At 63.0% G+C, this 22,913-nt stretch carries 22 protein-coding genes; 19 read left to right on the plus strand and 3 right to left on the minus strand.

Annotated features, from left to right (window positions below; genetic code table 11):
- Positions 1-14: 14 nt before the first annotated feature.
- The 8 genes from trpB to FB598_RS03730 all read left to right on the plus strand — a co-directional run bounded on the left by trpB (position 15) and on the right by FB598_RS03730 (position 9,239).
- Positions 15-1,274: a tryptophan synthase subunit beta gene (trpB, locus tag FB598_RS03695; protein WP_141912970.1), complete on the plus strand. Its 1,260-nt coding sequence runs from the start codon at positions 15-17 to the stop codon at positions 1,272-1,274.
- Positions 1,275-1,357: 83 nt separating this feature from the next.
- Complete coding sequence (gene trpA / locus FB598_RS03700) at positions 1,358-2,155, plus strand: tryptophan synthase subunit alpha (RefSeq protein ID WP_141912972.1); 798 nt, start codon at positions 1,358-1,360, stop codon at positions 2,153-2,155.
- Positions 2,156-2,338: 183 nt separating this feature from the next.
- Complete coding sequence (accD, locus tag FB598_RS03705) at positions 2,339-3,208, plus strand: acetyl-CoA carboxylase, carboxyltransferase subunit beta (protein ID WP_141912975.1); 870 nt, start codon at positions 2,339-2,341, stop codon at positions 3,206-3,208.
- An 87-nt stretch (positions 3,209-3,295) separates the two neighbouring features.
- Positions 3,296-4,618, plus strand: coding sequence for a bifunctional tetrahydrofolate synthase/dihydrofolate synthase (gene folC / locus FB598_RS03710; RefSeq protein WP_141912977.1), 1,323 nt, complete (start codon positions 3,296-3,298; stop codon positions 4,616-4,618).
- A gap of 154 nt (positions 4,619-4,772) precedes the next feature.
- A complete protein-coding gene (locus tag FB598_RS03715) occupies positions 4,773-5,708 on the plus strand; it encodes an SPOR domain-containing protein (RefSeq protein WP_141912979.1) in 936 nt (311 codons plus the stop codon).
- 31 nt (positions 5,709-5,739) lie between these two features.
- Positions 5,740-6,240, plus strand: a complete 501-nt coding sequence (locus tag FB598_RS03720; RefSeq protein ID WP_141912981.1) for a CvpA family protein — start codon at positions 5,740-5,742, stop codon at positions 6,238-6,240.
- Positions 6,241-6,309: 69 nt separating this feature from the next.
- Positions 6,310-7,827: an amidophosphoribosyltransferase gene (gene purF, locus FB598_RS03725; RefSeq protein WP_141912983.1), complete on the plus strand. Its 1,518-nt coding sequence runs from the start codon at positions 6,310-6,312 to the stop codon at positions 7,825-7,827.
- A gap of 170 nt (positions 7,828-7,997) precedes the next feature.
- A complete protein-coding gene (locus FB598_RS03730) occupies positions 7,998-9,239 on the plus strand; it encodes a cystathionine gamma-synthase family protein (protein ID WP_141912986.1) in 1,242 nt (413 codons plus the stop codon).
- Positions 9,240-9,367: 128 nt separating this feature from the next.
- On the opposite strand, the gene FB598_RS03735 is transcribed toward FB598_RS03730, so the two are convergent.
- On the minus strand, positions 9,368-9,964 hold the full coding sequence (locus FB598_RS03735; protein WP_141912989.1) for a TIGR00730 family Rossman fold protein: 597 nt from the start codon (positions 9,962-9,964) through the stop codon (positions 9,368-9,370).
- A 196-nt stretch (positions 9,965-10,160) separates the two neighbouring features.
- Between FB598_RS03735 and FB598_RS03740 the strand changes: the two genes are divergently transcribed.
- From FB598_RS03740 to FB598_RS03785, 10 genes are all read left to right on the plus strand, one after another.
- The gene (locus FB598_RS03740; RefSeq protein WP_141912991.1) at positions 10,161-11,177 is read left to right on the plus strand and encodes a patatin-like phospholipase family protein; all 1,017 of its coding nucleotides are present in this window, start codon (positions 10,161-10,163) and stop codon (positions 11,175-11,177) included.
- Between the two features lie 92 nt (positions 11,178-11,269).
- Entirely contained in the window at positions 11,270-12,184 is a 915-nt protein-coding gene (locus tag FB598_RS03745) for an alpha/beta fold hydrolase (RefSeq protein ID WP_141912994.1), read from the plus strand.
- A 125-nt stretch (positions 12,185-12,309) separates the two neighbouring features.
- Complete coding sequence (locus FB598_RS03750) at positions 12,310-13,152, plus strand: 3',5'-nucleoside bisphosphate phosphatase (RefSeq protein ID WP_141912996.1); 843 nt, start codon at positions 12,310-12,312, stop codon at positions 13,150-13,152.
- Positions 13,153-13,215: 63 nt separating this feature from the next.
- Positions 13,216-14,091: a protease HtpX gene (gene htpX, locus FB598_RS03755; RefSeq protein ID WP_141912998.1), complete on the plus strand. Its 876-nt coding sequence runs from the start codon at positions 13,216-13,218 to the stop codon at positions 14,089-14,091.
- A 101-nt stretch (positions 14,092-14,192) separates the two neighbouring features.
- Complete coding sequence (locus FB598_RS03760; protein WP_141913000.1) at positions 14,193-14,828, plus strand: L-threonylcarbamoyladenylate synthase; 636 nt, start codon at positions 14,193-14,195, stop codon at positions 14,826-14,828.
- Between the two features lie 90 nt (positions 14,829-14,918).
- Positions 14,919-15,581: a site-2 protease family protein gene (locus FB598_RS03765; RefSeq protein WP_141913003.1), complete on the plus strand. Its 663-nt coding sequence runs from the start codon at positions 14,919-14,921 to the stop codon at positions 15,579-15,581.
- A 30-nt stretch (positions 15,582-15,611) separates the two neighbouring features.
- Positions 15,612-16,811, plus strand: a complete 1,200-nt coding sequence (locus FB598_RS03770) for a tryptophan--tRNA ligase (protein ID WP_141913006.1) — start codon at positions 15,612-15,614, stop codon at positions 16,809-16,811.
- 172 nt (positions 16,812-16,983) lie between these two features.
- The gene (gene dapA, locus FB598_RS03775) at positions 16,984-17,862 is read left to right on the plus strand and encodes a 4-hydroxy-tetrahydrodipicolinate synthase (RefSeq protein ID WP_141913009.1); all 879 of its coding nucleotides are present in this window, start codon (positions 16,984-16,986) and stop codon (positions 17,860-17,862) included.
- 68 nt (positions 17,863-17,930) lie between these two features.
- Positions 17,931-19,115: an outer membrane protein assembly factor BamC gene (bamC, locus tag FB598_RS03780; protein ID WP_141913012.1), complete on the plus strand. Its 1,185-nt coding sequence runs from the start codon at positions 17,931-17,933 to the stop codon at positions 19,113-19,115.
- Between the two features lie 35 nt (positions 19,116-19,150).
- Positions 19,151-19,936: an MBL fold metallo-hydrolase gene (locus FB598_RS03785; protein ID WP_141913015.1), complete on the plus strand. Its 786-nt coding sequence runs from the start codon at positions 19,151-19,153 to the stop codon at positions 19,934-19,936.
- Positions 19,937-20,393: 457 nt separating this feature from the next.
- On the opposite strand, the gene FB598_RS20860 is transcribed toward FB598_RS03785, so the two are convergent.
- Together FB598_RS20860 and FB598_RS03795 are read right to left on the minus strand one after the other, a co-directional pair.
- Entirely contained in the window at positions 20,394-20,645 is a 252-nt protein-coding gene (locus tag FB598_RS20860) for a hypothetical protein (RefSeq protein WP_141913017.1), read from the minus strand.
- A gap of 327 nt (positions 20,646-20,972) precedes the next feature.
- Complete coding sequence (locus FB598_RS03795; protein ID WP_141913019.1) at positions 20,973-22,094, minus strand: cupin domain-containing protein; 1,122 nt, start codon at positions 22,092-22,094, stop codon at positions 20,973-20,975.
- Between the two features lie 233 nt (positions 22,095-22,327).
- Here FB598_RS03795 and FB598_RS03800 point away from each other — a divergent pair, with 233 nt between their 5' ends.
- Positions 22,328-22,867 (plus strand): peptidylprolyl isomerase, encoded by a 540-nt coding sequence (locus FB598_RS03800; protein ID WP_141913021.1) that lies wholly within the window; start codon positions 22,328-22,330, stop codon positions 22,865-22,867.
- Positions 22,868-22,913 lie beyond the last annotated feature (46 nt).

A 22,913-nucleotide genomic window follows, 5' to 3' on the forward strand; every position in this document is an offset into this window, starting at 1 on the left:
TACAGAGGATTTCCATGAAAGAACTCAATCCGCTCGGCAACTTCGCCGAGCGCCAAGCCATTGCACCCGCCGCCTTGCACCAGTCGGCGCCTTACAACATGCCCGACGCGCGCGGCCACTTCGGCCCCTACGGCGGCAGCTTCGCGGCCGAGACCTTGACGCTGGCCCTGACCGAGCTGCGCGAAGCCTACGCCCACTACCAGCATGACGAGCAGTTCCTGGCCGAGTTCCACACCGAGCTGAAGCACTTCGTCGGCCGCCCGAGCCCGATCTACCACGCCAGGCGCTGGTCCGAACTGGCCGGCGGCGCGCAGATCTACTTCAAGCGCGAAGACCTGAACCACACCGGCGCCCACAAGATCAACAACGTGATCGGCCAAGCCCTGTTGGCCAAGCGCATGGGCAAGAAGCGCATCATCGCCGAGACCGGCGCCGGCCAGCATGGCGTGGCGACCGCCACCATCTGCGCGCGCTTCGGCATGGAGTGCATCGTCTACATGGGCAGCGAGGACGTCAAGCGCCAGCTGCAGAACGTCTACCGCATGAACCTGCTGGGCGCCAAGGTGGTGCCGGTGGAGTCCGGCTCCAAGACGCTCAAGGATGCCTTGAACGAAGCCATGCGCGACTGGGTCACCAACGTCGAGTCGACCTTCTACATCATCGGCACCGTGGCCGGCCCGCATCCCTACCCGATGATGGTGCGCGACTTCCAGTCGGTGATCGGCAACGAGTGCATCGTGCAGATGCCCGAGATCGCCGCGCGCCAGCCCGACTACGTGGTGGCGGCGGTGGGCGGCGGCTCCAACGCCATGGGCATCTTCTACCCTTACATCGACTACCAGGACGTCAAGCTGGTGGGCGTCGAAGCCGCCGGCGACGGCCTGGATACCGGCCGCCATTCGGCCTCGCTAACGCTGGGCTCGCCGGGCGTGCTGCACGGCAACCGCACTTACCTGCTGCAGGACGAGAACGGCCAGATCATCGAGACCCATTCGGTCTCGGCCGGCCTCGACTATCCGGGCGTGGGCCCGGAACACGCATGGTTGAAGGACAGCGGCCGCGCCAGCTACGAATGCATCACCGACGAAGAGGCGCTGGAGGCGTTCAACACCTGCTGCCGCATCGAGGGCATCATTCCGGCGCTGGAGTCCAGCCACGCGCTGGCCTACGCGGCCAAGCTGGCGGCCACGCTGCCCAAGGACAAGATCGTGTTGGCCAACCTGTCCGGCCGGGGGGACAAGGATATGCATACCGTGCAGCAGCGCCAGGGCTAAGCCCCGGCCGGATGCCTCACGTGGCCCGGCCGGCCCTGCCGTCCGGGCATGCAGCCTGAACAACCACGGAACACGCAAAGACCATGTCCAGAATCCAACCGACTTTCTCCAAGCTGGCCGAGCAGAAGCGCAAGGCCCTGATTACCTTCATCACCGCCGGCGACCCGGCGCCGGAACTGACCGTGCCGCTGATGCACGCGCTGGTGGCCGGCGGCGTCGACATCCTCGAACTGGGCGTGCCGTTCTCCGACCCGATGGCCGAGGGCCCGGTGATCCAGCGCGCCTGCGAGCGCGCCCTGAAGTTCAACGTCAGCACCCGCGACGTGCTCGGCTATGTGCGCCAATTCCGCCAGACCAACAGCCATACCCCGGTGGTGCTGATGGGCTACGCCAACCCGATCGAGCGCTTTGGCATCGATGCCTTCATCGCGGCCGCCAGGGAGGCGGGCGTGGACGGCACCATCGTGGTCGACTATCCGCCGGAAGAGTGCGAAGAGTTTGCGCAGAAGATGCAGGCCAACGGCATGGATCCGATCTTCCTGCTGGCGCCGACCTCGACCGAGGAGCGCATCCGCCAGGTGGCCAAGGTCAGCAGCGGCTTTTCATACTACGTGTCGCTCAAGGGCGTGACCGGCGCCGGCCATATCGACACGGCCGAAGTGGCCGAACGCATCGCCGCCATCCGCCAGCACGTCAAGCTGCCGATCGGCGTGGGCTTTGGCATCCGCGACGGCGCTACCGCGAAAGCGGTGGGCGCGGCGGCGGACGCGGTGGTGATCGGCAGCCGCATCATCTCGGAACTGGAAAACACGCCGCCCAACAAGGCATGCGAAGCGGTGCAGGCCTTCGTGGCCGATATCCGCCGGGCGCTGGACAGCTGAGACGGCCGGCATTGCCGTGCGGCATGAAAAACGCCTCCGGTTTGCCTCCGGAGGCTTTCTTTTTTGGCAACCCTGCCGGGCCGGATGCCCCGGAAAGGCCCTCCGGCCAGCCTTGCCTGGCTTTACGTGCGTCGTTGGCGGCCTCTGGTACAATGCGCCACCGGAAATTTGAAAGAGGACTCTATGAGCTGGCTCGAGAAGTTATTGCCACCCCAGATTCAACGCGGCTCCACCAGCCGCAAGGCTATCCCGGAAGGCCTGTGGGTCAAGTGCCCCTCCTGCGAAGCAGTGCTTTACCGTACCGACCTGGAGTCCAATCTCCACGTCTGCCCCAAGTGCAGCCACCATATGCGCATCCGCGCCCGCGCTCGTCTCGATGCCCTGCTCGACGAAGGCGGCCGCTATGAGATCGGCCAGGAGGCGCTGCCGGTCGACACCCTCAAGTTCAAGGACAGCAAGAAGTACCCCGACCGTCTCAAGGACGCCATGGAATCCACCGGCGAAACCGATGCCATGGTGGTCATGGGCGGCGCGATCATGACCCTGCCGGTTGTGGTGGCGTGCTTCGAATTCGAATTCATGGGCGGCTCCATGGGCTCGGTGGTCGGCGAGCGCTTCACCCGCGGCGCCCAGGCGGCGCTGGAGCAGAAAGTGCCGTTCATCTGCATCACCGCCACCGGCGGCGCGCGCATGCAGGAAGGCCTGCTGTCGCTGATGCAGATGGCCAAGACCACTGCCATGCTGACCAAGTTGTCGGAAAAGAAACTGCCGTTCATCAGCGTGCTGACCGACCCCACCATGGGCGGCGTGTCGGCCTCGTTCGCCTTCATGGGCGACGTGGTGATGGCCGAGCCCCGTGCGCTGATCGGCTTTGCCGGCCCGCGCGTGATCGAGAACACGGTGCGCGAGAAACTGCCGGAAGGCTTCCAGCGCGCCGAATTCCTGGTGACCAAGGGCGCCATCGACATGATCGTCGACCGCCGCCAGATGCGCGAGGAAATCGCCCATTTGCTGGCCCTGCTGCAAAACCAGGCGGCCGAAACCATTTCCTGATACGCGGTATACTTCAGGCCCGGATTTGCTGGACAGCAAATCCGGGCTTTGTTTTTTGCAGATTTGTTTTTTCCATCGAGCGGCGCCATGACATCGCAAGCATCCCCAACCCCTAGCAGCCTCAACGAATGGCTGGCCCTGCTGGAGCAGCGCCACTTCAAGCAGATCGACATGGGGCTGGATCGCGTCATGCAGGTCAAGCAGAAGCTCGATATCCGGTTCGACTGCCCGGTCATCATGGTGGCCGGCACCAACGGCAAGGGCTCGACCTGCGCCATGCTGGAATCGATCCTGAGGCGCGCCGGCTACCGCGTGGGCCTCTACATCAAGCCGCATTTCCTGCACTTCAACGAGCGCGCCCGCATCGACGGCGACATGGCCAGCGACGCCCAACTGATCGCCGCCTTCAACGCCGTGGAAGCGGGACGCATTGAAAGCGGCGACGTCTCGCTGACCTATTTCGAATTCACCACGCTGGCCATCATGAAGCTGCTGGCCGACGCCAGGCTGGACGTGGCGATCCTGGAAGTCGGCCTGGGCGGCCGGCTGGATGCGGTCAACGTAGTGGATGCGGATGTGTCCATCGTCACCAGCATCGACATCGACCACACCGAATACCTGGGCAACACGCGCGAGGAGATCGGCTTCGAGAAGGCCGGCATCTTCCGTCCCGGCAAGGCCGCCGTCTGCGGCGATCCGGTGCCACCCAAGTCGCTCATTGCCCATGCCGAGAAGATCGGCGCCGACCTGTGGCTGTTGGGGCGCGACTTCAATTACCAGGGTGACAAGCAGCAATGGGCCTACGGCGGACGCGGCATGCGCCGCAATTCGCTGGCTTACCCGAGCTTGCGCGGGGCCAACCAGATATTGAACGCATCGGCCGCGCTGGCCGCGCTGGAAGCGCTGCGCGAGGTATTGCCGGTGGGCGCGCAGGACGTGCGCACGGGCCTGGCCACGGTCGAACTGCCGGCGCGCTTCCAGGTGCTGCCGGGCCAGCCGCTGGTGATCCTGGACGTGGCGCACAACCCGCACGCGGCCGCCACGCTGGCGCAAAACCTCGACAACATGGGCTTTCATCCCTACACCTATGCGGTGTTCGGTTCCATGCTGGACAAGGATATCGAAGGCGTCATCGGCCACCTCAAGGACAAGATCGATCACTGGTGCGTGACCGATTTGCCGCTGCCGCGCGCTGCTACGGCGCAACAACTCAAGGATGCCCTGCTGGAAGCCGGCGTGGAGCCGGAATTCAAGCCCGATGCGGCGCGCAGCATCGAGACCTTCGACACGCCCGCTGCCGCGTACGCAAATGCCCTGAGCAGAGCAGGGGAGAATGATAGAATTGTGGTTTTCGGATCCTTCCTTACCGTGGCGGGCGTGATGCAAGTGCGCCGTCCCGGTTTGCACTGATTCCGGAACGGATCCAGAGGCCGGCATACGCGCGCCGCATCCGCAAGCAAGGCGCGCATGCCAGACAGACGGGTGAATACCCTCCCAGCCGCGCCAGGGCCTGATGTGCCGGGCAGTTTTTTCAGACATTCAGATCAATTCAATTCGACTCCGCATGGGCTTGTTCTCGTTTTTCCGTAAAAACAAGCAGGAATCTGCTTCAGACCAGGGCGAATTCCGTTCGCGTTCCGCGGAGGAAACATCGGTTCTGCGCAGCCGCAGCAACCGCGCATCCAATACGCCGGGCCGTGCCCCGGGCGGACGCGGCAAGGCCGGCAAGGAAGCCGCAGCCGACCCGCTGCTGCCGGAAAAGAAACGCGCCCGCCGCCGCCTGATCGGGGCCGTGGCGCTGGCGCTGGCGGTAGTCATCGTGCTGCCGATGATCCTCGATTCCGAGCCGAAGTCCCTGAACGAAGACATCGCCATCCAGATTCCATCCAAGGACCAGCCGGCCGCCAATGCCATCGCTGGCGGCGCGCAGTCCGACCAGGGCGCGCAACCTGGCGGCGAGAAGCTGGCGTCGGCGGCGTCGGCCCTGGACCAGAAGGAAGAAATCGTCGAGCCGACCAGCGTCAACCCGGCGCCTGCCGCGGCGGCGCAGGCAGCCCCGGCGGCCCCATCCAGGCCGGCGGAGAAACCCGCCGCCAAGCCGGAAGAAAAGAAACCGGCCGCGGCCGAGCGCAAGGAAGAAGCGAAGAAGGAAGCGCCGAAGAAGGAAACACCCAAGCCCAAGGCGGCCGAGCAGGGCGACGATGCGCGCGCACTGGCGATCCTGGAAGGCAAGTCGGCCTCCGGCGCCGACAAGAAACCGGCGGCGGCCGGCGGCAAGTTCGTGATCCAGGTCGCCGCGCTGGCGACCCAGGACAAGGTCAATGAATTGCGCAACAAGCTCAGTGGCGCCGGCATCCATTCCTTCACGCAGAAGATCGCGACCCAGTCGGGCGACCGCACGCGCATCCGCGTCGGCCCGTTTGCCAGCCGCGACGAGGCCGAGAAGATGGGCGCCCGCATCAAGAAGCTGGGCCTGAATGCGACCATCATTCCGGCTTGAATTTGAGCGCCGATAGCGCCATATTGTCATCGTGACGATCTTTGACTACCTGGTGCTGCTGGTGATGGCCTGTTCGGTCATCATCGGCACCTTGCGAGGCTTGGTGCGCGAAGTGCTGTCGCTGGCGAGCTGGATCGTGGCGCTGGTGGTGGCCAATGCCTATGGCGAAGCGCTGGCGGCCATGCTGCCGGAAGCGGTGCCCGGCGAATCGACACGACTGATTGTGGCATTCATCGCCTTGTTCATCGGTACCCGGCTGTTGATGGCGCTGGTATCGAGAACCTTGAGCGAATTGATCAAGGCCAGCGGACTGACGCTGGTCGACAGGGGATTTGGCAGCATCTTCGGTGTGGCGCGCGGTGTGCTGATCGTGGTGGCGGTGGCGTTGTTGTGCGGCACCACCTCGATCCCGCAGCAGCCATTCTGGAAAGATGCGGTATTGAGCCCGTGGGTGGAAGAGGCGGCGCTGTCGGTGATGCCGTTCCTCCCGGGCAAGTTTGCCGAGCATGTGAGTTTTTCCGTCCCTGTCTGATGCCACGGCATCGGTCGCGGTTTGCAGTAGCGGTTCATTTTCGTTTTCGTTTTTCGTTAGGAGTCCACCATGTGTGGCATCGTCGGTATCGTCTCTCATAGCCCCGTCAACCAAATGCTGTACGACGCGCTGCTGCTGCTGCAGCACCGCGGCCAGGATGCGGCGGGCATCGCCACCAACCATCACCAGGGTTTCTCGATGCACAAGGCCAACGGCCTTGTGCGCGACGTGTTCCGCACCCGCAACATGCGCTCGCTGCCCGGCAACACCGGCATCGGCCAGGTGCGTTACCCGACCGCCGGTTCGTCCAGCGAAGAAGAGGCGCAGCCGTTCTATGTCAACGCGCCGTTCGGCATCATCCTGGCGCATAACGGCAACCTGACCAATGCGGACCAGTTGAAGATCGAGATGTTCAAGAACGATCGCCGCCACCTCAACACCGATTCCGACACCGAAGTCCTGCTGAACGTGCTGGCGCACGAACTGCAACTGGCCACCACCGGCTACTCGCTGGATCCGGCGGCGCTGTTCAAGGCGGTGGCCATGGTGCACAAGCGCGTACGCGGCTCCTACGCGGTGGTGGCGCAGATCGCCGGCCACGGCTTGCTGGGCTTCCGCGACCCGTACGGCATCCGTCCGATGTGCCTGGGCTTCAACGAGAGCGACAAGGGCATCGAATACATGATGGCCAGCGAGTCGGTGGCGCTGGAAGGCATGGGCTTCCGCTTCCTGCGCGACGTCATGCCGGGCGAGGCGATCTTCATCGACAACGACGGCAAGCTGTACAACCAGCAATGCGCCGAGAACCCGACGCTGAACCCCTGTGCCTTCGAATACGTCTACCTGGCCCGTCCGGACTCGATCATCGATGGCGCCTCGGTCTATGGCACCCGCCTGAAGATGGGCGAGTTCCTGGCCGACAAGATCCGCCGCGAGTTCAAGCACGGCGAGATCGACGTGGTCATGCCGATCCCCGATTCCTCGCGTCCGGCCGCTATGGAGCTGGCCCTGAAGCTGGGCATCGAATACCGCGAAGGGTTCATCAAGAATCGCTATATCGGCCGCACCTTCATCATGCCGGGCCAGGCGCTGCGCCGCAAATCGGTGCGCCAGAAACTGAACGCCATCGGCAGCGAATTCAAGGGCAAGAACGTGCTGCTGGTGGACGACTCCATCGTGCGCGGCACCACCAGCCGCGAGATCGTGCAAATGGCGCGCGAGTCCGGCGCCAAGAACGTGATCTTCGCTTCGGCCGCGCCGCCGGTGAAGTTCCCCAACGTCTACGGCATCGACATGCCTACGCGCGACGAACTGATCGCCTACGGCCGCACCGAGGAAGAAGTATGCCGCGAGATCACCGCCGACTCGCTGGTGTACCAGGACGTGGAAGCGATGAAACGCGCCATCTCGGAATGCAATCCGGCGCTCAAGAACTTCGAGGCTTCCTGCTTCGACGGCAATTACATCACCGGCGACATCACGCAGGAATACCTCGACCGCATCGAGTACGCCCGCAAGAACCCGAAGCCGGCGCTGGAAGATGTGGTGCGCTCGCAGCTGAACCTGAACCTGGCGCGCGTGGACTGATCCGATACCCCTCGCGCCGCCAGGAAACGACGCCGGTTGCCGCTCACGCGGCGCCGGCGTTTTTCATTGGAGCGGATGCCGCCAAACTGGCTTATCATTTCGGATTCCCGTCACCGGTTGCGTGCCGCTGGCCCAACTCCTGCCCAACCCCTGCATTTCCCGATTCCGCGATGAACGATAAAAAGACCTACGGCTTCACCACCACCATCCTGCACAGCGACCGGCAAAAAGACATCGAGCACGGTTCGCTGCACAAGCCCATCCACACCTCGGTGGCCTTCGGCTACAAGGATGCGCGCCAACTGGCCGAAGTGTTCCAGGGCAAGCAGCCCGGCTACCGCTACGGCCGCCAGGGCAACCCGACGGTCGCCGCGCTGGAAGACAAGATCAACAAGATGGAAGGCGGCAAGTCCACCATCTGCTTCGCCACCGGCATGGCCGCCATCGGCGCCATCGTCCAGGGCCTGCTGCGCGAGGGCGATCATGTGGTGTCGTCGGCCTTCCTGTTCGGCAATACCAACAGCCTGTGGATGACGGTGGACGCGCAGGGCGCCAAGGTGTCGATGGTGGATGCCACCGATGTGAAGAACGTGGAAGCCGCGATCACCCCGCAAACGCGCCTGGTGTTCGTCGAGACCATCGCCAACCCGCGCACCCAGGTGGCGGATCTGCAGCGCATCGGCGAGCTGTGCCGCCAGCGCGGCATCCTCTACGTGGTGGACAACACCATGACCTCGCCTTACCTGTTCCAGCCCAAGGCGGTGGGGGCGGGCCTGGTGGTCAACTCGCTGACCAAGTCGATCGCCGGCCACGGCAATGCGCTGGGCGGCGCGCTGACCGATACCGGCGAATACGACTGGACCCGTTATCCGCATATCGCCGACAGCTACAAGAAGAACCCGGCGCCGCAGTGGGGCATGGCGCAGATCCGCGCCAAGGCCTTGCGCGACTTCGGCGCGTCGCTGGGCCCGGAAGCGGCGCACCACATCGCGGTCGGCGCCGAAACCATGGCGCTGCGCCTGGAGCGCGAATGCAAGAACGCGCTGGCGCTGGCGCAGATGCTGGACGCCGACGATCGCGTGGCGGCGGTGTACTACCCCGGCCTGGCGTCGCATCCCCAGCATGCGCTGTCGAAGCAATTGTTCCGCTCCTACGGCAGCCTGCTGTCGTTCGAACTGAAGGACGGCATCGACTGCTTCGACTACCTGAACCGTTTGCAACTGGCGGTGCCGTCCAGCAACCTGGGCGACACCCGTACGCTGGTGATCCCGGTGGCGCATACCATTTTCTACGAGATGGGCGCCGAGCGCCGCGCCGGCATGGGAATCGCCGAATCGCTGATCCGCGTGTCGGTGGGACTGGAAGACACCGACGACTTGGTCGGGGATTTCCGCCAGGCGCTGGATGCCTGAGCGCCGCCGAGGCTGAAATAAAAAATGCCCGCGCTCGAAAGAGGCGGGCATTTTTGTTGCCGTCGTCCCGGCCAACGCCGGGAGACAGTCATGTTGAGCAGGCGTCGATGCCTTGGCAACGTTGCCGGTTACGGCACCAGATTGGCCACCGCTTCGCGGTCGGCCCACTTGGTGATATAGCTGGGCTTGAAGGTCTGGAAACGTTCGATCAGCACCGCCGGATCGGCCTCATGCATCATCAGCTTGGACTGGTCGGCGCTGACAAAGCGCTGCGACACCAGATGGTCGACGAAGGCGATCAGGTTGTTGTAGAAGCCTTCCACGTTGTACAGGCAGATCGGCTTGTAGTGGAAGCCCAGTTGCGCCCAGGTCAGCACCTCGAACAGCTCTTCCAGCGTGCCCATGCCGCCGGGCATGGCGACGAAGCCGTCCGACAGTTCGGCCATCATGGCCTTGCGTTCGTGCATGTCCTTGACGATGTGCAGGCGGGTCAGGCCGTTGTGGCCGAGTTCCTTGTCCAGCAGCGCCTTGGGGATGACGCCGGTGGCTTCGCCGCCCAGCTTCATGATTTCAGTGGCGATGATGCCCATCAGGCCGACGTTGCCGCCGCCATACACCAGCGCAATGTTGTTCTTGACCATTTCCTGGGCCAGCTTGCGCGCCGCGTCGGCATACGCCGGGGTAGCGCCGGGGGAAGAACCGCAATATACGCAAATCGATTTCATGTGTCCTCTGCAATGTCCGTCAATACAATGGCAAATGGCTGTTGTGTTTCTTTGCCGGAAAGCAAACACTCCATTTAATCTCAGAACATGTTATACCATGCTCTTAGTGCGGTGCAGCATAAACTTGCCCGATGACAGAAGGATGACATAGCGGCAGGATGGCGGTGTATCCGGTGGGAGGTCTCGAAAGGACATCATGCAAAACAAGATCGTCAGTCTGGCCTTGCAGGGCGGCGGTTCGCACGGCGCCTTTACCTGGGGCGTGCTGGATCGCCTGCTGGAGGATGGCCGGCTTGAGTTCGAGGGCATCAGCGGCGCTTCTGCCGGCGCCATGAACGCGGTGGTGATGACGCAAGGCTATGTGCAGGATGGACGCGAAGGCGCGCGCGCCGCGCTGGAACGCTTCTGGACCAGCCTCTCCACGCGCGAACCCTTCGATTTCATCCAGCCGGACTTTGCCGCGGCCGTGCCCAATCCCGCGCCCATGCCGGGCATGCGGACCTTGCTGGCGATGACGCGCTTTTTCTCTCCCGCGCAGTTGAACCCGCTGGACATCAATCCCCTGCGCGACATCCTCACCGAGCAGGTCGATTTCGAACGCCTGCGCGAGCAGCGCGATGTCAAGCTGTTCATCGCCGCCACCCAGGTCAGCACCGGCATCCTGAAGATTTTCCGCAACCGCGAGCTGTCGGTGGACGTGTTGCTGGCCTCGGCCTGCCTGCCTTCATTGCACCGGCCCATCGAGATCGACGGCGAGGCCTACTGGGATGGTGGCCTGACCGCCAATCCGCCGATCTTCCCGCTGCTGCATGCCTGTTCCGCGCGCGATGTGATGGTGGTGCTGCTGCATCCCAGCCGGCGCGGGGGAACGCCAACCTCCAGCCACGATATCGGCCAGCGGCTGTCGGAGATCAGCTTCAGTTCGGCCTTCTTCACCGAGCTGGGCGGGTTGGCGCTGGCCAAGCGCGAGGCCGAGAATTCCGCGGTGGCCTTCGGTTCGCTGGAGCGGCGCCTGCGCCAGCTCAACATGCACATGATCGATGCCAATGAACTGATGGAGCAGTTGAGCAACCTCTCCAAGCTCAATACGCAAGCCAGCTTCATCCGCAGCCTGCACCAGCAGGGGCGCGAGCGGGCGTCGGAATGGCTGGAGCAGAACTTCGCCCGTATCGGGAAGGAGTCCACCTTCGACCTGGGGCGCTTCCTGCAATGAACCGCTTCGGCATTGTTGTGATGCTTCGCGCACGATCGTTCTAATTTGTCTATACTCTGCTGCTTCATCCATGCAGCACGACAAAGACGACCATGACCCAGCCCGGCGCCCACGATAAGCCATCCCGATCGGAATTCCTGCAGGTGCGCGGCCTGCGCTACCACGTGCGCCACTGGGGCGACCCCGGTGCGCCGAAGCTCTTCATGCTGCATGGCTGGATGGATGTGTCGGCCTCGTTCCAGTTCATGGTCGATGCGCTGCAGGGCGACTGGCATGTGATCGCTCCCGACTGGCGCGGCTTCGGCCTGTCCGAGCGCACCCATGCCGACTCCTACTGGTTTCCCGATTACCTGGCCGATCTCGATGCCATCCTGGCGCACTATGCCGGCGCAGAGGCCGAAGAGGCCGTCGACCTGCTGGGCCACAGCATGGGCGGCAACGTCGCCACCCTGTATGCCGGCGTGCGGCCGCAACGCATCCGCCGGCTGATCAACCTGGAAGGCCTGGGCCTGCCTTCGGCCAGGGCAGAGCAGGCGCCGGGCCGCTTCGCGCAATGGATGGACGAGGTGCGCAACCGGCCGCTCATGCGCGGCTACGATTCGCTGCAAGAGGTGGCCGCACGGCTGCAAAAGAACAATGTGCGGCTGTCCGACGAGCGCGCCGCCTTTCTGGCGCCGCATTGGGCGGCGCAGGATGCGGCCGGCCTGTGGCAGATCCTGGGTGATCCGGCGCATAAGCAGGTCAGCCCCATCCTGTACCGTGTCGACGAAATGATGGCCTGCTGGAGCCAGATCACGGCGCCGGTGCTGTGGGTCGAGGCCAAGGAGAGCGATATCTGGCGCTTCTTCGGCCAGCATGCGCTGATGCGCGACGAGATCGATCGCCGCATCGGTTTCATTCCCAAGGTGCAGGTAGAGATGATCGGCGACGCCGGCCATATGCTGCACCACGACCAGCCCGAGCTGCTGGCGGCGCTGGTCGAGCGCTTCCTGGCCCGGCCGGCCTGAGCCGGCGGCGGCGCGGGAGGCGGATGGGGAGTACAATGGACAACGTTTACATCCCGTTTTTGCAGCCAGCCTGACCGGCTGCCGCCACAAGCGGCCCGTCCGGATTTCAGCGCGCTTCATTGCTTATGTCCCAACTCAAGTTCGACCTGCATTGCCATTCCAACGTCTCCGACGGCCTGCTGTCGCCGGAACAGGTGGCGGCGCGCGCCAAAGCCAACGGCGTCGATGTCTGGGCGCTGACCGACCATGACGAACTGGGCGGCGTGGCGCGCGCGCGCGCGGCGGCCGAGGCGCTGGGCATGCGCTACATCCCCGGCGTGGAAATCTCGGTCACCTGGGCCGGCCAGACGGTGCATATCGTGGGATTGCGGGTCGATGAAACCAACCGGACGCTGATCGAGGGCTTGTACGCCACGCGCAACGGCCGTGAACGCCGTGCGCGCGAGATTGCAAGCGGGCTGGAAAAGGTCGGCATTTGCGGCGCCTTCGAAGGCGCGCTCAGGCACGTCGGCAATCCCGACCTGATCTCGCGCACGCACTTCGCGCGCTACATGGTCGAGGCCGGGCACTGCGGCGATACCCGGGAGGTATTCGCCAATTACCTCACCGAAGGCAAGCCTGGCTACGTGCCGCACCGCTGGGCCACGCTGAAGGAATCGGTGGACTGGATCCGCGGCGCCGGCGGCGTGGCGGTGATCGCCCATCCGGGGCGCTACCAGTACACGCAGACGCAATTCTGCGCGCTGTTCGACGAATTCAAGCAGTTGGGCGGCGCCGCCATCGAAGTCAATACCGGCAGCCATACCCCGGAGCAATACGAGGAATATGCGCAGGTAGCGCGCAGTTACGGTTTCCTGGCCTCGATGGGTTCCGATTTCCACGGGCCGGGCGAATCGCGGGTCGATTTGGGGGCGTTGCCGCCGCTGCCCAAGGGGTTGACCCCGGTATGGCATGACTGGGATTTGTAAGCTCTTGAATTTCCGGTATTAGAATCCTATCTAATAACCACTTTCCAGATAGGAGTTTTCCCAATGAAACGAATCTTGCTGTTTGTTGCGACCAACATTGCCGTGCTGGTTGTGATGAGCGTCATCTTGTCGTTGCTGGGCGTGGACCGTTTCCTCACGCAGGCCGGCCTGAACTTGCCGATGCTGCTGGTGTTTTCGCTGGTGGTCGGCTTTACCGGGTCGATCATTTCCCTGTTGATGAGCAAGACCATGGCCAAGTGGTCGACCGGCGCGCGCGTGATCGAAACGCCGGCCAACGGCACCGAGGTGTGGCTGGTGCAGACCGTTGGCACGCTGGCCCAGCGCGCCGGCATCGGCATGCCCGAGGTAGCGGTATACGAGGGCGAACCCAATGCCTTTGCCACCGGCGCCTTCCGCGACTCGGCATTGGTGGCGGTGTCCACCGGGCTCTTGCAAGGCATGACCAAGGATGAAGTGGAGGCGGTGCTGGGCCACGAAGTCGCCCACATCGCCAACGGCGACATGGTGACCATGACGCTGATCCAGGGCGTGGTGAACACCTTCGTGGTCTTCCTCTCGCGCGTGGTCGGCTATTTTGTCGACTCGGCCCTGCGCCGCAATAATGATAGTTCCGGCCCCGGCATCGGCTATATGGTGACCGTGATGGTGTGCCAGGTCGTGTTCGGCATCGGCGCCTCGATCATCGTGGCCTGGTTTTCGCGCCACCGCGAATTCCGTGCCGATGCCGGCTCGGCGCGCCTCCTGGGCAGCCCGCAGCCGATGATCCAGGCACTGGCGCGGCTGGGCGGTTTCACGCCCGACGGCCTGCCGCAATCGATGGCGGCCATGGGCATCAGCGACAAGCCGGGTATCATGGAGCTGTTTTCGACGCACCCGCCGCTGGAGCAGCGTATCGCAGCCCTGCGCGGCCAGCGTTAACATAACGGAACGACAGGAACGGCGGTGGCGACACCGCCGTTTTGCATTTTTTGACGATGGCCGATGGCCTATGCATTGGAAGTGATACTGGAAGTGATGTCATGAGTCAGTTTTTCGAAATCCATCCCGACAATCCGCAACTGCGCCTGATCAAGCAGGCGGCGCAGATCATCCATCAGGGAGGCCTGGTCGCCTTGCCGACCGATTCCTGCTACGCGCTGGTCTGCCAGCTGGACAACAAGGACGCGGTCGAACGCGTGCGCCGCATCCGCGGCGTGGACGACAAGCACCACCTGACGCTCCTGTGTCGCGACTTGTCTGAAATCTCCCAGTACGCCAAGGTCGACAACCGCCAGTACCGCCTGCTCAAGGCGGCCACGCCGGGCGCCTACACCTTCATCCTGGAAGCCACCAAGGAAGTGCCGCGCCGCCTGTCCCACCCTTCGCGCAAGACCATCGGCCTGCGCGTGCCGCAGAACCGCATCGCCCACATGCTGCTGGAAGAACTGGGCCAGCCGCTGCTGGGCACCACCCTGAACCTGCCGGACGACGAATTGCCGCTGACCAACGCCGACGACATCCGCGCCCGGCTGGAAAAGCAGATCGAACTGGTGATCGACAGCGGCGCCTGCAGCCTGGAGCCCACCACGGTGATCGACCTGACCGACGACAACGAAGTGGTGCTGGTGCGCCAGGGCCGGGGCGATGCCGGCATCTTCGGCTTGCAGGCTGCCTGAACATCTGTCTGTAATGCTCCGCCAGGGCAGGGTTCCGAAGTTTTGGAATTTCCCCGGCCCGCTCTTGCCTCTCTGATAAAATCCCCGCCCATGAACGATCTCATCCAGACTGTCGCGGTGTATGCGCTTCCCGTTTTGTTCGCCATTACACTGCACGAGGCAGCGCACGCCTACGCGGCAAGGTTTTTCGGCGACAACACGGCTTATTCGATGGGGCGCATGAGCCTCAATCCGCTCAAGCACATCGACCCCTTCGGCACCATCCTGATCCCGGTACTGCTGTATTTCGCCACCAGCGGCGCCTTCCTGTTCGGCTACGCCAAACCGGTACCGATCAATTTCGGCCATTTGCGCCGTCCCAAGCGCGACATGGCATGGGTCGCGTTGGCCGGGCCGGGCGCCAATTTCCTGATGGCGCTGCTGTGGACGCTGGTGATCTACGGGCTGGCGCTGGGCGGCGTGCAGGAAGAGTTCTTCATGCTCATGGCCAAGGCCGGGGTGCTGACCAACCTGGTCATGTTTGCCTTCAACCTGTTCCCGATCCCGCCGCTGGACGGCGGTCGTGTGCTGACCAGCTTGTTGCCGAACAAATATGCGTATAAGTTCGCGCAGATCGAACCCTACGGCTTTTTCATCGTGATGGCGCTGGTGCTGCTCAAGGTGATCTACACTTGGTGGATGGCGCCGGTCATGTATGCCGCAAGCCTGTTGCTGCAACTGATCACGTACCCGATCACTTTCCTGTTCCATTGAACCGCCACCGCCAAGAACACAGCCACCGCCATGTATCCTGACCGCGTTGTCTCCGGCATGCGCCCCACGGGCGCGCTGCACCTGGGCCACTACCACGGCGCCCTGAAGAACTGGGTGAGGTTGCAATCCGAATTGCCTTGCCTGTTCTTCGTCGCGGACTGGCATGCATTGACCACCCACTACGACGATCCGTCCGTCATCGAAACCAGCACCTGGGAAATGGTGATCGACTGGCTCGCTGCCGGCGTCGATCCCGCGCAGTCGACCCTGTTCATCCAGTCGCGCGTGCCCGAGCATGCCGAGCTGCACCTGCTGCTGTCGATGGCCACGCCGCTGGGCTGGCTGGAACGCGTGCCGACCTACAAGGACCAGCAGGAAAAGCTGTCCGACCGCGACCTGGCGACCTACGGCTTCCTCGGCTATCCATTGCTGCAGGCCGCCGATGTGCTGATCTACCGCGCCAGCCAGGTGCCGGTCGGCGAGGACCAGGTGCCGCATATCGAGATCATGCGCGAGATCGCGCGCCGCTTTAACCACCTGTACGGCAAGGAAAAGGGCTTCGAAGAGAAGGCTCGCGCAGCCGTCAAGAAACTGGGCGGCAAGCGCTCCAAGCTGTACCTGGAACTGCGCACGCAATTCCAGGAAAAGGGCGATGAGGAAGCGCTGGAGCAGGCCAAGGCGATGCTGGACGATGCCCAGAACCTGTCGATGATCGACCGTGAGCGCCTGTTCGGCTACCTCGAAGGCAGCCGCAAGCTGATCCTGACCGAGCCGCAGGCGCTGCTGACGGAAGCGTCGCGCCTGCCGGGGCTGGACGGCGCCAAGATGTCCAAGAGCTATGGCAATGCCATCGCCCTGCGCGAAGACAAGGAATCGGTCACGAAAAAGGTGCGCACCATGCCGACCGACCCGCAACGCGTGCGCCGCAGCGACGCCGGCGATCCGGACAAATGCCCGGTATGGCAATTCCACATGGTGTATTCTGCGCCTGAGGTGCAGGAATGGGCGGCCAAGGGGTGCCGTTCAGCCGGGATCGGTTGCCTGGAATGCAAGCAGCCGGTGATCGATGCCATCTTGCAAGAGCAGCAACCGATGCTGGAACGGGCGCAGCCTTACCTGGACGACCCGTCCCTGGTGCGGGCGATCGTGGCCGATGGCTGCGAAAAGGCGCGCAAACTGGCGCAAGACACCATGCGCGACGTGCGCGAGTCGATGGGGCTGGGGTATTGAGGCCGCGGCGGCAGGGGCTGCGCAGCTTTTGTCCGGATGCCGGAAAGCTTGCCGAGAATCAGGCTTTTTTACTTCCGCTTTCATCTATCAGCCCCGCGAATTGACCGATTCCGGCCTCTATCCGCTACAATCGGTCTTTTATTTCTGACCATACTTCAAAAGTACGCACATCATGATCAAGGGTAGCATTGTTGCAATCGTCACTCCCATGCATCCGGACGGCAGCCTCGATTTCGACGGCCTGCGCAAACTGATCGACTGGCACATCGCCGAGGGAACCGACAGCATCGTCATCGTCGGCACTACCGGCGAATCGCCCACTGTCTCGATGGAAGAACACTGCGAACTGATCAAGGTCGCGGTGGAGCATACTGCCAAACGCATTCCCATCATCGCCGGCACCGGCGGCAACTCGACGGCCGAGGCCATCGAGCTGACCGAGTTCGCCAAGAAGGTCGGCGCCGATGCCTCGCTGCAGGTCGTTCCCTATTACAACCGTCCGACCCAGGAAGGCATGTATCTTCACTTCAAGAAGATCGCCGAATCGGTCGACCTGCCGGTGATCCTGTACAACGTGCCCGGCCGCACCGTGGCCGATATGAGCAACGAGACCATCCTGCGCCTGGCGCAAGTGAAGGGTATCGTCGGCGTCAAGGACGCCACCGGCAATATCGGGCGCGGCACCGACCTGATCCGCCTGGCGCCGAAATCGTTCGCCGTCTATTCCGGCGACGACCCGACTGCGATCGCGCTCATGCTGTACGGCGGCGCCGGCAACATCTCGGTCACCGCCAACATCGCGCCGCGCGACATGCATGAACTGTGCGTTGCCGCCATGGGCGGCAACGTCGCGCGCGCGGTCGAACTGAACAACAAGCTGCTGCCGCTGCATAACAAGCTGTTTGTCGAACCCAATCCGGTGCCGCTGAAGTGGGCCATGCAGGAGATGGGTTTGATCGGTTCCGGCATGCGCTTGCCGCTGGCGCCGCTGGGCGCCGGCTTCCACGATACCGTGCGCGCGGCTTTGCGCGAGTCGGGTGTATTAAAATAACGGACTTGGCTGTTTCTGCCCTTTCTGGCCGTCTTCCGAAAAACGATCCCGCTTTCAATAGTAACGATATGACTAATCGCAAGAACGTTCGTCCTGTAGTCCGCACCGCGTACAGCACTCTTACCCAACGCAGTATCGTCGTCGCACTGGCTCTCGCGGCACTCGCAGGATGCTCGTCGGTCGGCAGCATACTCGAAGGCGATCGTATCGATTACAAGAGCGCGGAAAAGGCCCGCGGCCCGCGTCTGGAAATCCCGCCCGACCTGACCCAGCTGCAGCGCGACAACCGCTATGCGATCCCCGAGGCCAACAAGGGCGTGGCTACCGCTTCCGGCTATACCCTGGAGCAACAGACCAAGCCAACGGCTGAAGTCGCCTCGGTGGCGCCGCAGGCCAACGGCAGCGACATCCGCATCGAACGCGACGGCACCCAGCGCTGGCTGGTGGTCAAGCAGTCCCCCGAAGTCCTGTGGCCGCAGATCAAGGACTTCTGGCAGGACAGCGGCTTCCTGATCAACATCGAATCGCCGGATACCGGCGTGATGGAAACCGACTGGGCCGAGAACCGCGCCAAGATCCCGCAGGATTTCGTGCGCAACACGCTGGGCAAGGTATTCGACTCGCTGTACTCGACCGGCGAACGCGACAAGTTCCGCACCCGCCTGGAGCGCGGCCCCAACGGCACCACCGAGATCTTCATCAGCCACCGCGGCGCCGAGGAAGTGCTGACCGGCTCGGCCAAGGAAACCTCGGTATGGACCGCGCGTCCGTCCGATCCGGGCCTGGAAGCTGAATTCCTGGCGCGCCTGATGGTGCGCCTGGGCGCCGAAGAAACCAAGGCCAAGGCCGCCGTGGCCAATGCTCCGTCGCTGCAGGCCCGTTCCAGGCTGTTGAAGAGCGCCGCCGGTTCCAGCGTCCAGGTCGATGAAAGCTTCGACCGCGCATGGCGCCGCGTGGGCCTGGCGCTGGACCGCGTCGGTTTCACCGTGGAAGACCGCGACCGCACCCAGGGCACCTATTTCGTGCGCTATGTCGACCAGAACCAGGACGCCAAGGACAAGAAGGACCAGGGCTTCTTCTCGCGCATCTTCTCCAGCTCCAAGGACAAGGAAAAGACCGCCGCCAAGTACCGTATCGTGGTCAAGGGCAGCGGCGACAGCAGCAACATCGTGGTTCAGAACGGCGAAGGCAAGCCGGAGGTCTCCGATACTGCCGACAAGATCCTCGGCCTGCTGAACGAGCAGCTGAAGTAAGTCGCTGCAATGGCAATGGGTTATCGGGGCCGCGCATGAAGTTCGCGAGCCTCGGTAGCGGCAGCGAAGGCAATGCGCTGCTGATTTCGGCCGCAGCCGGCTCACATCGCCCCAATGCGGGGACGACCGTGATGCTGGACTGCGGCTTTGCTTTGCGCGAAACCGAAAGGCGCATGCTGCGCATCGGCATCGATCCCTCGGATGTTGCCGCCATCGTGGTGACCCACGAACATTCCGACCATGTCAGCGGCGTCTTCAAGTTCGCGCGCCGCTACCGCATTCCGGTCTGGCTCAGTTACGGCACCTACCAGGCGATCGCGGATCACGCCGCCGATGTCGACATCCAATTGTGCGCCGATGGCCAGAAGGTCGCCATCGGCGACCTTGAACTCACCCCCTACACCGTACCGCACGACGCCCGCGAACCGATCCAGTACATCGCAAGCGACGGCGACCGGCGCCTGGGCGTATTGACTGACGCCGGGCAGTCCACGTCCCACATGATCCAGGCATTGGGCGCCTGCGATTCGCTTCTGCTCGAATGCAATCACGACCGCGCCATGCTGGAGAATTCCCCTTACCCGGCTTTCCTCAAGCGCCGCATCGGCGGGGCGTACGGGCACCTGGCCAATGAAACCAGCGCCGAGATCCTGCAGTTGCTCGACAAGAGCCGCCTCAAACAGGTGGTCGGCGCTCACTTGAGCCGCCAGAACAACACGCCTGCACTGGCGCGCGCAGCCTTGGAGAGCGTGCTTGGCGGCAGCTTCGGCGGTATCGACATCGCTTGCCAGGACGAGGGTTTCGGCTGGCGCGACGTGTAAAGAAAAAGCGAGCAGGTCAGCCTCCCGTCAGCTTTGCCGGGCATGCCCCTGAAACATTCTGTTGCGATTTCGATGCCCTCTGCGCCTGCGCGCGGGGCCTATCCAATGTCTTTTCCATCTCCGCGCGCAAGACCGGAATGTCCATGCAGGTACTGAAGGTAAAAAATCAAATGGGCCAGGGAAGGGCAAGGACTGGCGCCGGCAGAAAATGCAGGGGCATTGGCAGCCCTGGGTGCGTCTGTAAGGGCTTTGTCAGGAGCGGTGGTGAAAAGGGTGTCCGCCCGACCGTCAACGCGCCAGGGCCGTTCTATTGAGGCGCAGGGGGCTTTCGCATATCGCCCGGTTCGCGATGGGGATGTGCGCGTAACAGCAGGAAGGTTGGAGAGGGGATGCGGGGGAGAGGCGCGGGCGAAAAAAAACCGGTCGTGAGACCGGTTTTTTGAAAATAATCTGATGATTATTTTGCCGGGGCTTCAGCTGGCTTGGCAGCGTCGGCAGCAGGAGCAGCGTCAGCCGGCTTGGCGGCGTCAGCAGCAGGAGCAGCAGCGTCAGCGGCCGGAGCAGCAGGTGCAGCAGCAGGAGCTTCAGCAGCGGCAGGAGCGGCAGCAGGAGCTTCAGCAGCAGGTGCTGGTGCAGGAGCTTCTTCCTTCTTGCCGCAAGCAGCCAGGGCAACAGCCAACAACGAAGCGATCAACAGAGTCTTTTTCATGAATATTCCTTCAGTATTTAAAAATTGTGCGATGAATAATTACCGGTAATTATCGCTCTACAGGAGGCTCTCGCCGTACTTGGAAACCTCGCGGTTTCGTTTCGGTTCTTGCTTCTTTTTACTGCCGAAACTTGCTCGGACAACGAAAACTTTCCAGCCCGTCATTATAGCTATTTTTTTTCGATATCACACCGAAATCATTCTTTTTCGTAAGAATTTGTAAGTTCTTACAATTGAATCCATGTGGCCGGAAGGCCTTTATCCAGGCCGCTTTCCGCCGATCGTCGAATGGCAGGCCCGTGTGTTTTTGGGATATTTTGAAGCAAATCAAGAAAATTCCAGCCACCCGCTTTCATGCCATTGATGCAAGGCTTCGAGCAGGTCTTCCGAGGCGTTTTCGAATTCCGATTTTTCCAGCCGGCGATGATTGGCCAGCTTGGCGAGAATGACTTTGTCGGCCCGCCCGACCTGGAACGACTCGCCGTTGATGAACACGTTCGAGCCGCGATAGAGCATCTGCGATTTGCGGTGCAATGCCAATCCGCGCTTTTTGGCGCCCTGGTAAAAGCGAGCAAAGGACAATTGCTCGGCCGGCGCATCGAAGAACACGCTGGGTTTGGGCTCCGACAAATGCTGGCCGAGGAAGATGGCGATGTCGTCGTCGGTGAAACGGATCTTGTTCAATTCGTCGCGGATGCGGCCGAGCATGTCGGCCGGCAGTTCGGCCGGATTGGCGCTGGGCTTGAGATCCGGATCGGCATAGCGGCCGGGCAGGTCGATGGTGTCCATCATGAAGTCGAGGAAGGACTCGCCCAGTTCCTGGTAGGCCGGCGCGCGAAAGCCGATGGAATATGTCATGCATTCGCCGACGGCCGTGCCGTCGTGCGCGTAATGCGGCGGCAGGTAAAGCATGTCGCCCGGTTCCAGCACGAACTCTTCTTCCGGCTGGAAGTTGCTCAGTATTTTCAGCGGCACCCCGTCCTCCAGCGACAGGTCGTCCTGCGCGCTGATGCGCCAGCGGCGCCGGCCATGAGCCTGCAACAGGAACACGTCGTAGGAATCGAAGTGCGGGCCGACGCCGCCGCCGTCGCTGGCGTAGCTGATCATCAGGTCGTCCAGGCGCGCGTCGGGGATGAAGCGGAACTGGCGCAGCAGCGCATCGGCCGCCGCATGGTGCAGGTTGACGCCTTGCACCAGCAGCGTCCAGGCCTTTTGCTTGAGCGCCGGCAGCTTGTCGATGGGGCCGTGCTGCATGTCCCAGCCTGCGGCGCGGTGCGTGATCAGGCGCGATTCGACGTCGTCGCGCCTGGCCAGGTCGAACAGTTCGGCGCGCGGCAGCGGCGCCTCAAAGCCGGGAATGGCCTGGCGGATCAGCAACGGTTTCTTGTGCCAGTAGTCACGCAGGAATTGGGCGGGCGTGAGGCCGCCGAGCAGGGCGAGTTTTTTCATCGCGACATTATAGGCGCGCGCGCCGCGTTGAAACGCCGCCAAGGCGACGAAGTTTGATGCGGGTATAATCGCGCTTTGATTAAAGAAGAGTCCTTGCCGCGCGGGAATGGCAAGGGGGAACGCTCTTTGGCCCCACTGTGCCCGGCCATGAACGGCAAGCGCCGCGGAAAGCGGCATTGAAAGCATGGCAGGCCGCTCCCGCACCCAATACCGTTAGCAAAGGACCCCACACGATGAAGATCGCAAAGAACTCCGTAGTTTCCGTGAACTATAAATTGTCGGACGCGCAAAACAACCTGATCGAGGAAAGCCGCGAGCCGATGGTTTACCTGCACGGCGGCTACCAGAACACGCTGCCCAAGATCGAAGAAGCGCTGGACGGCAAGGAAGCCGGTTTCAAGACCACCATCCAGGTCGAGCCGGAAGATGCCTTCGGCGAGTACGACTCCAACCTGGTCAAGATCGAGCCGCTGTCGCGCCTGCCGCAACCGACCGAAGTCGGCATGCAGTTCGAAGGTTCGCCGGATGACGACAGCGAAGAATCGGTCATCTTCACCGTCACCGAAGTGGCCGACGGCAAGGCCGTGCTGGACGGCAACCATCCGCTGGCCGGCATCGCGCTGCGCTTTGAACTGTCCGTGACCGAAGTGCGCGCCGCCTCCGACGAGGAAATCGCCCACGGCCACGTGCACGGACCGCACGGCCATCATCACCATCACGGCGACGATGCGGCCGAAGACGGCGACCATTTCCGCAGCCACCCGCTGAACTGATCCGGCCGCCGGCCTGCTTCGGATTCAAATGGAAACGCCCGCAGCA

Origin of the sequence: Herbaspirillum sp. SJZ106 (genome assembly GCF_006715495.1) — a bacterium.
Lineage (GTDB): Bacteria > Pseudomonadota > Gammaproteobacteria > Burkholderiales > Burkholderiaceae_D > Herbaspirillum.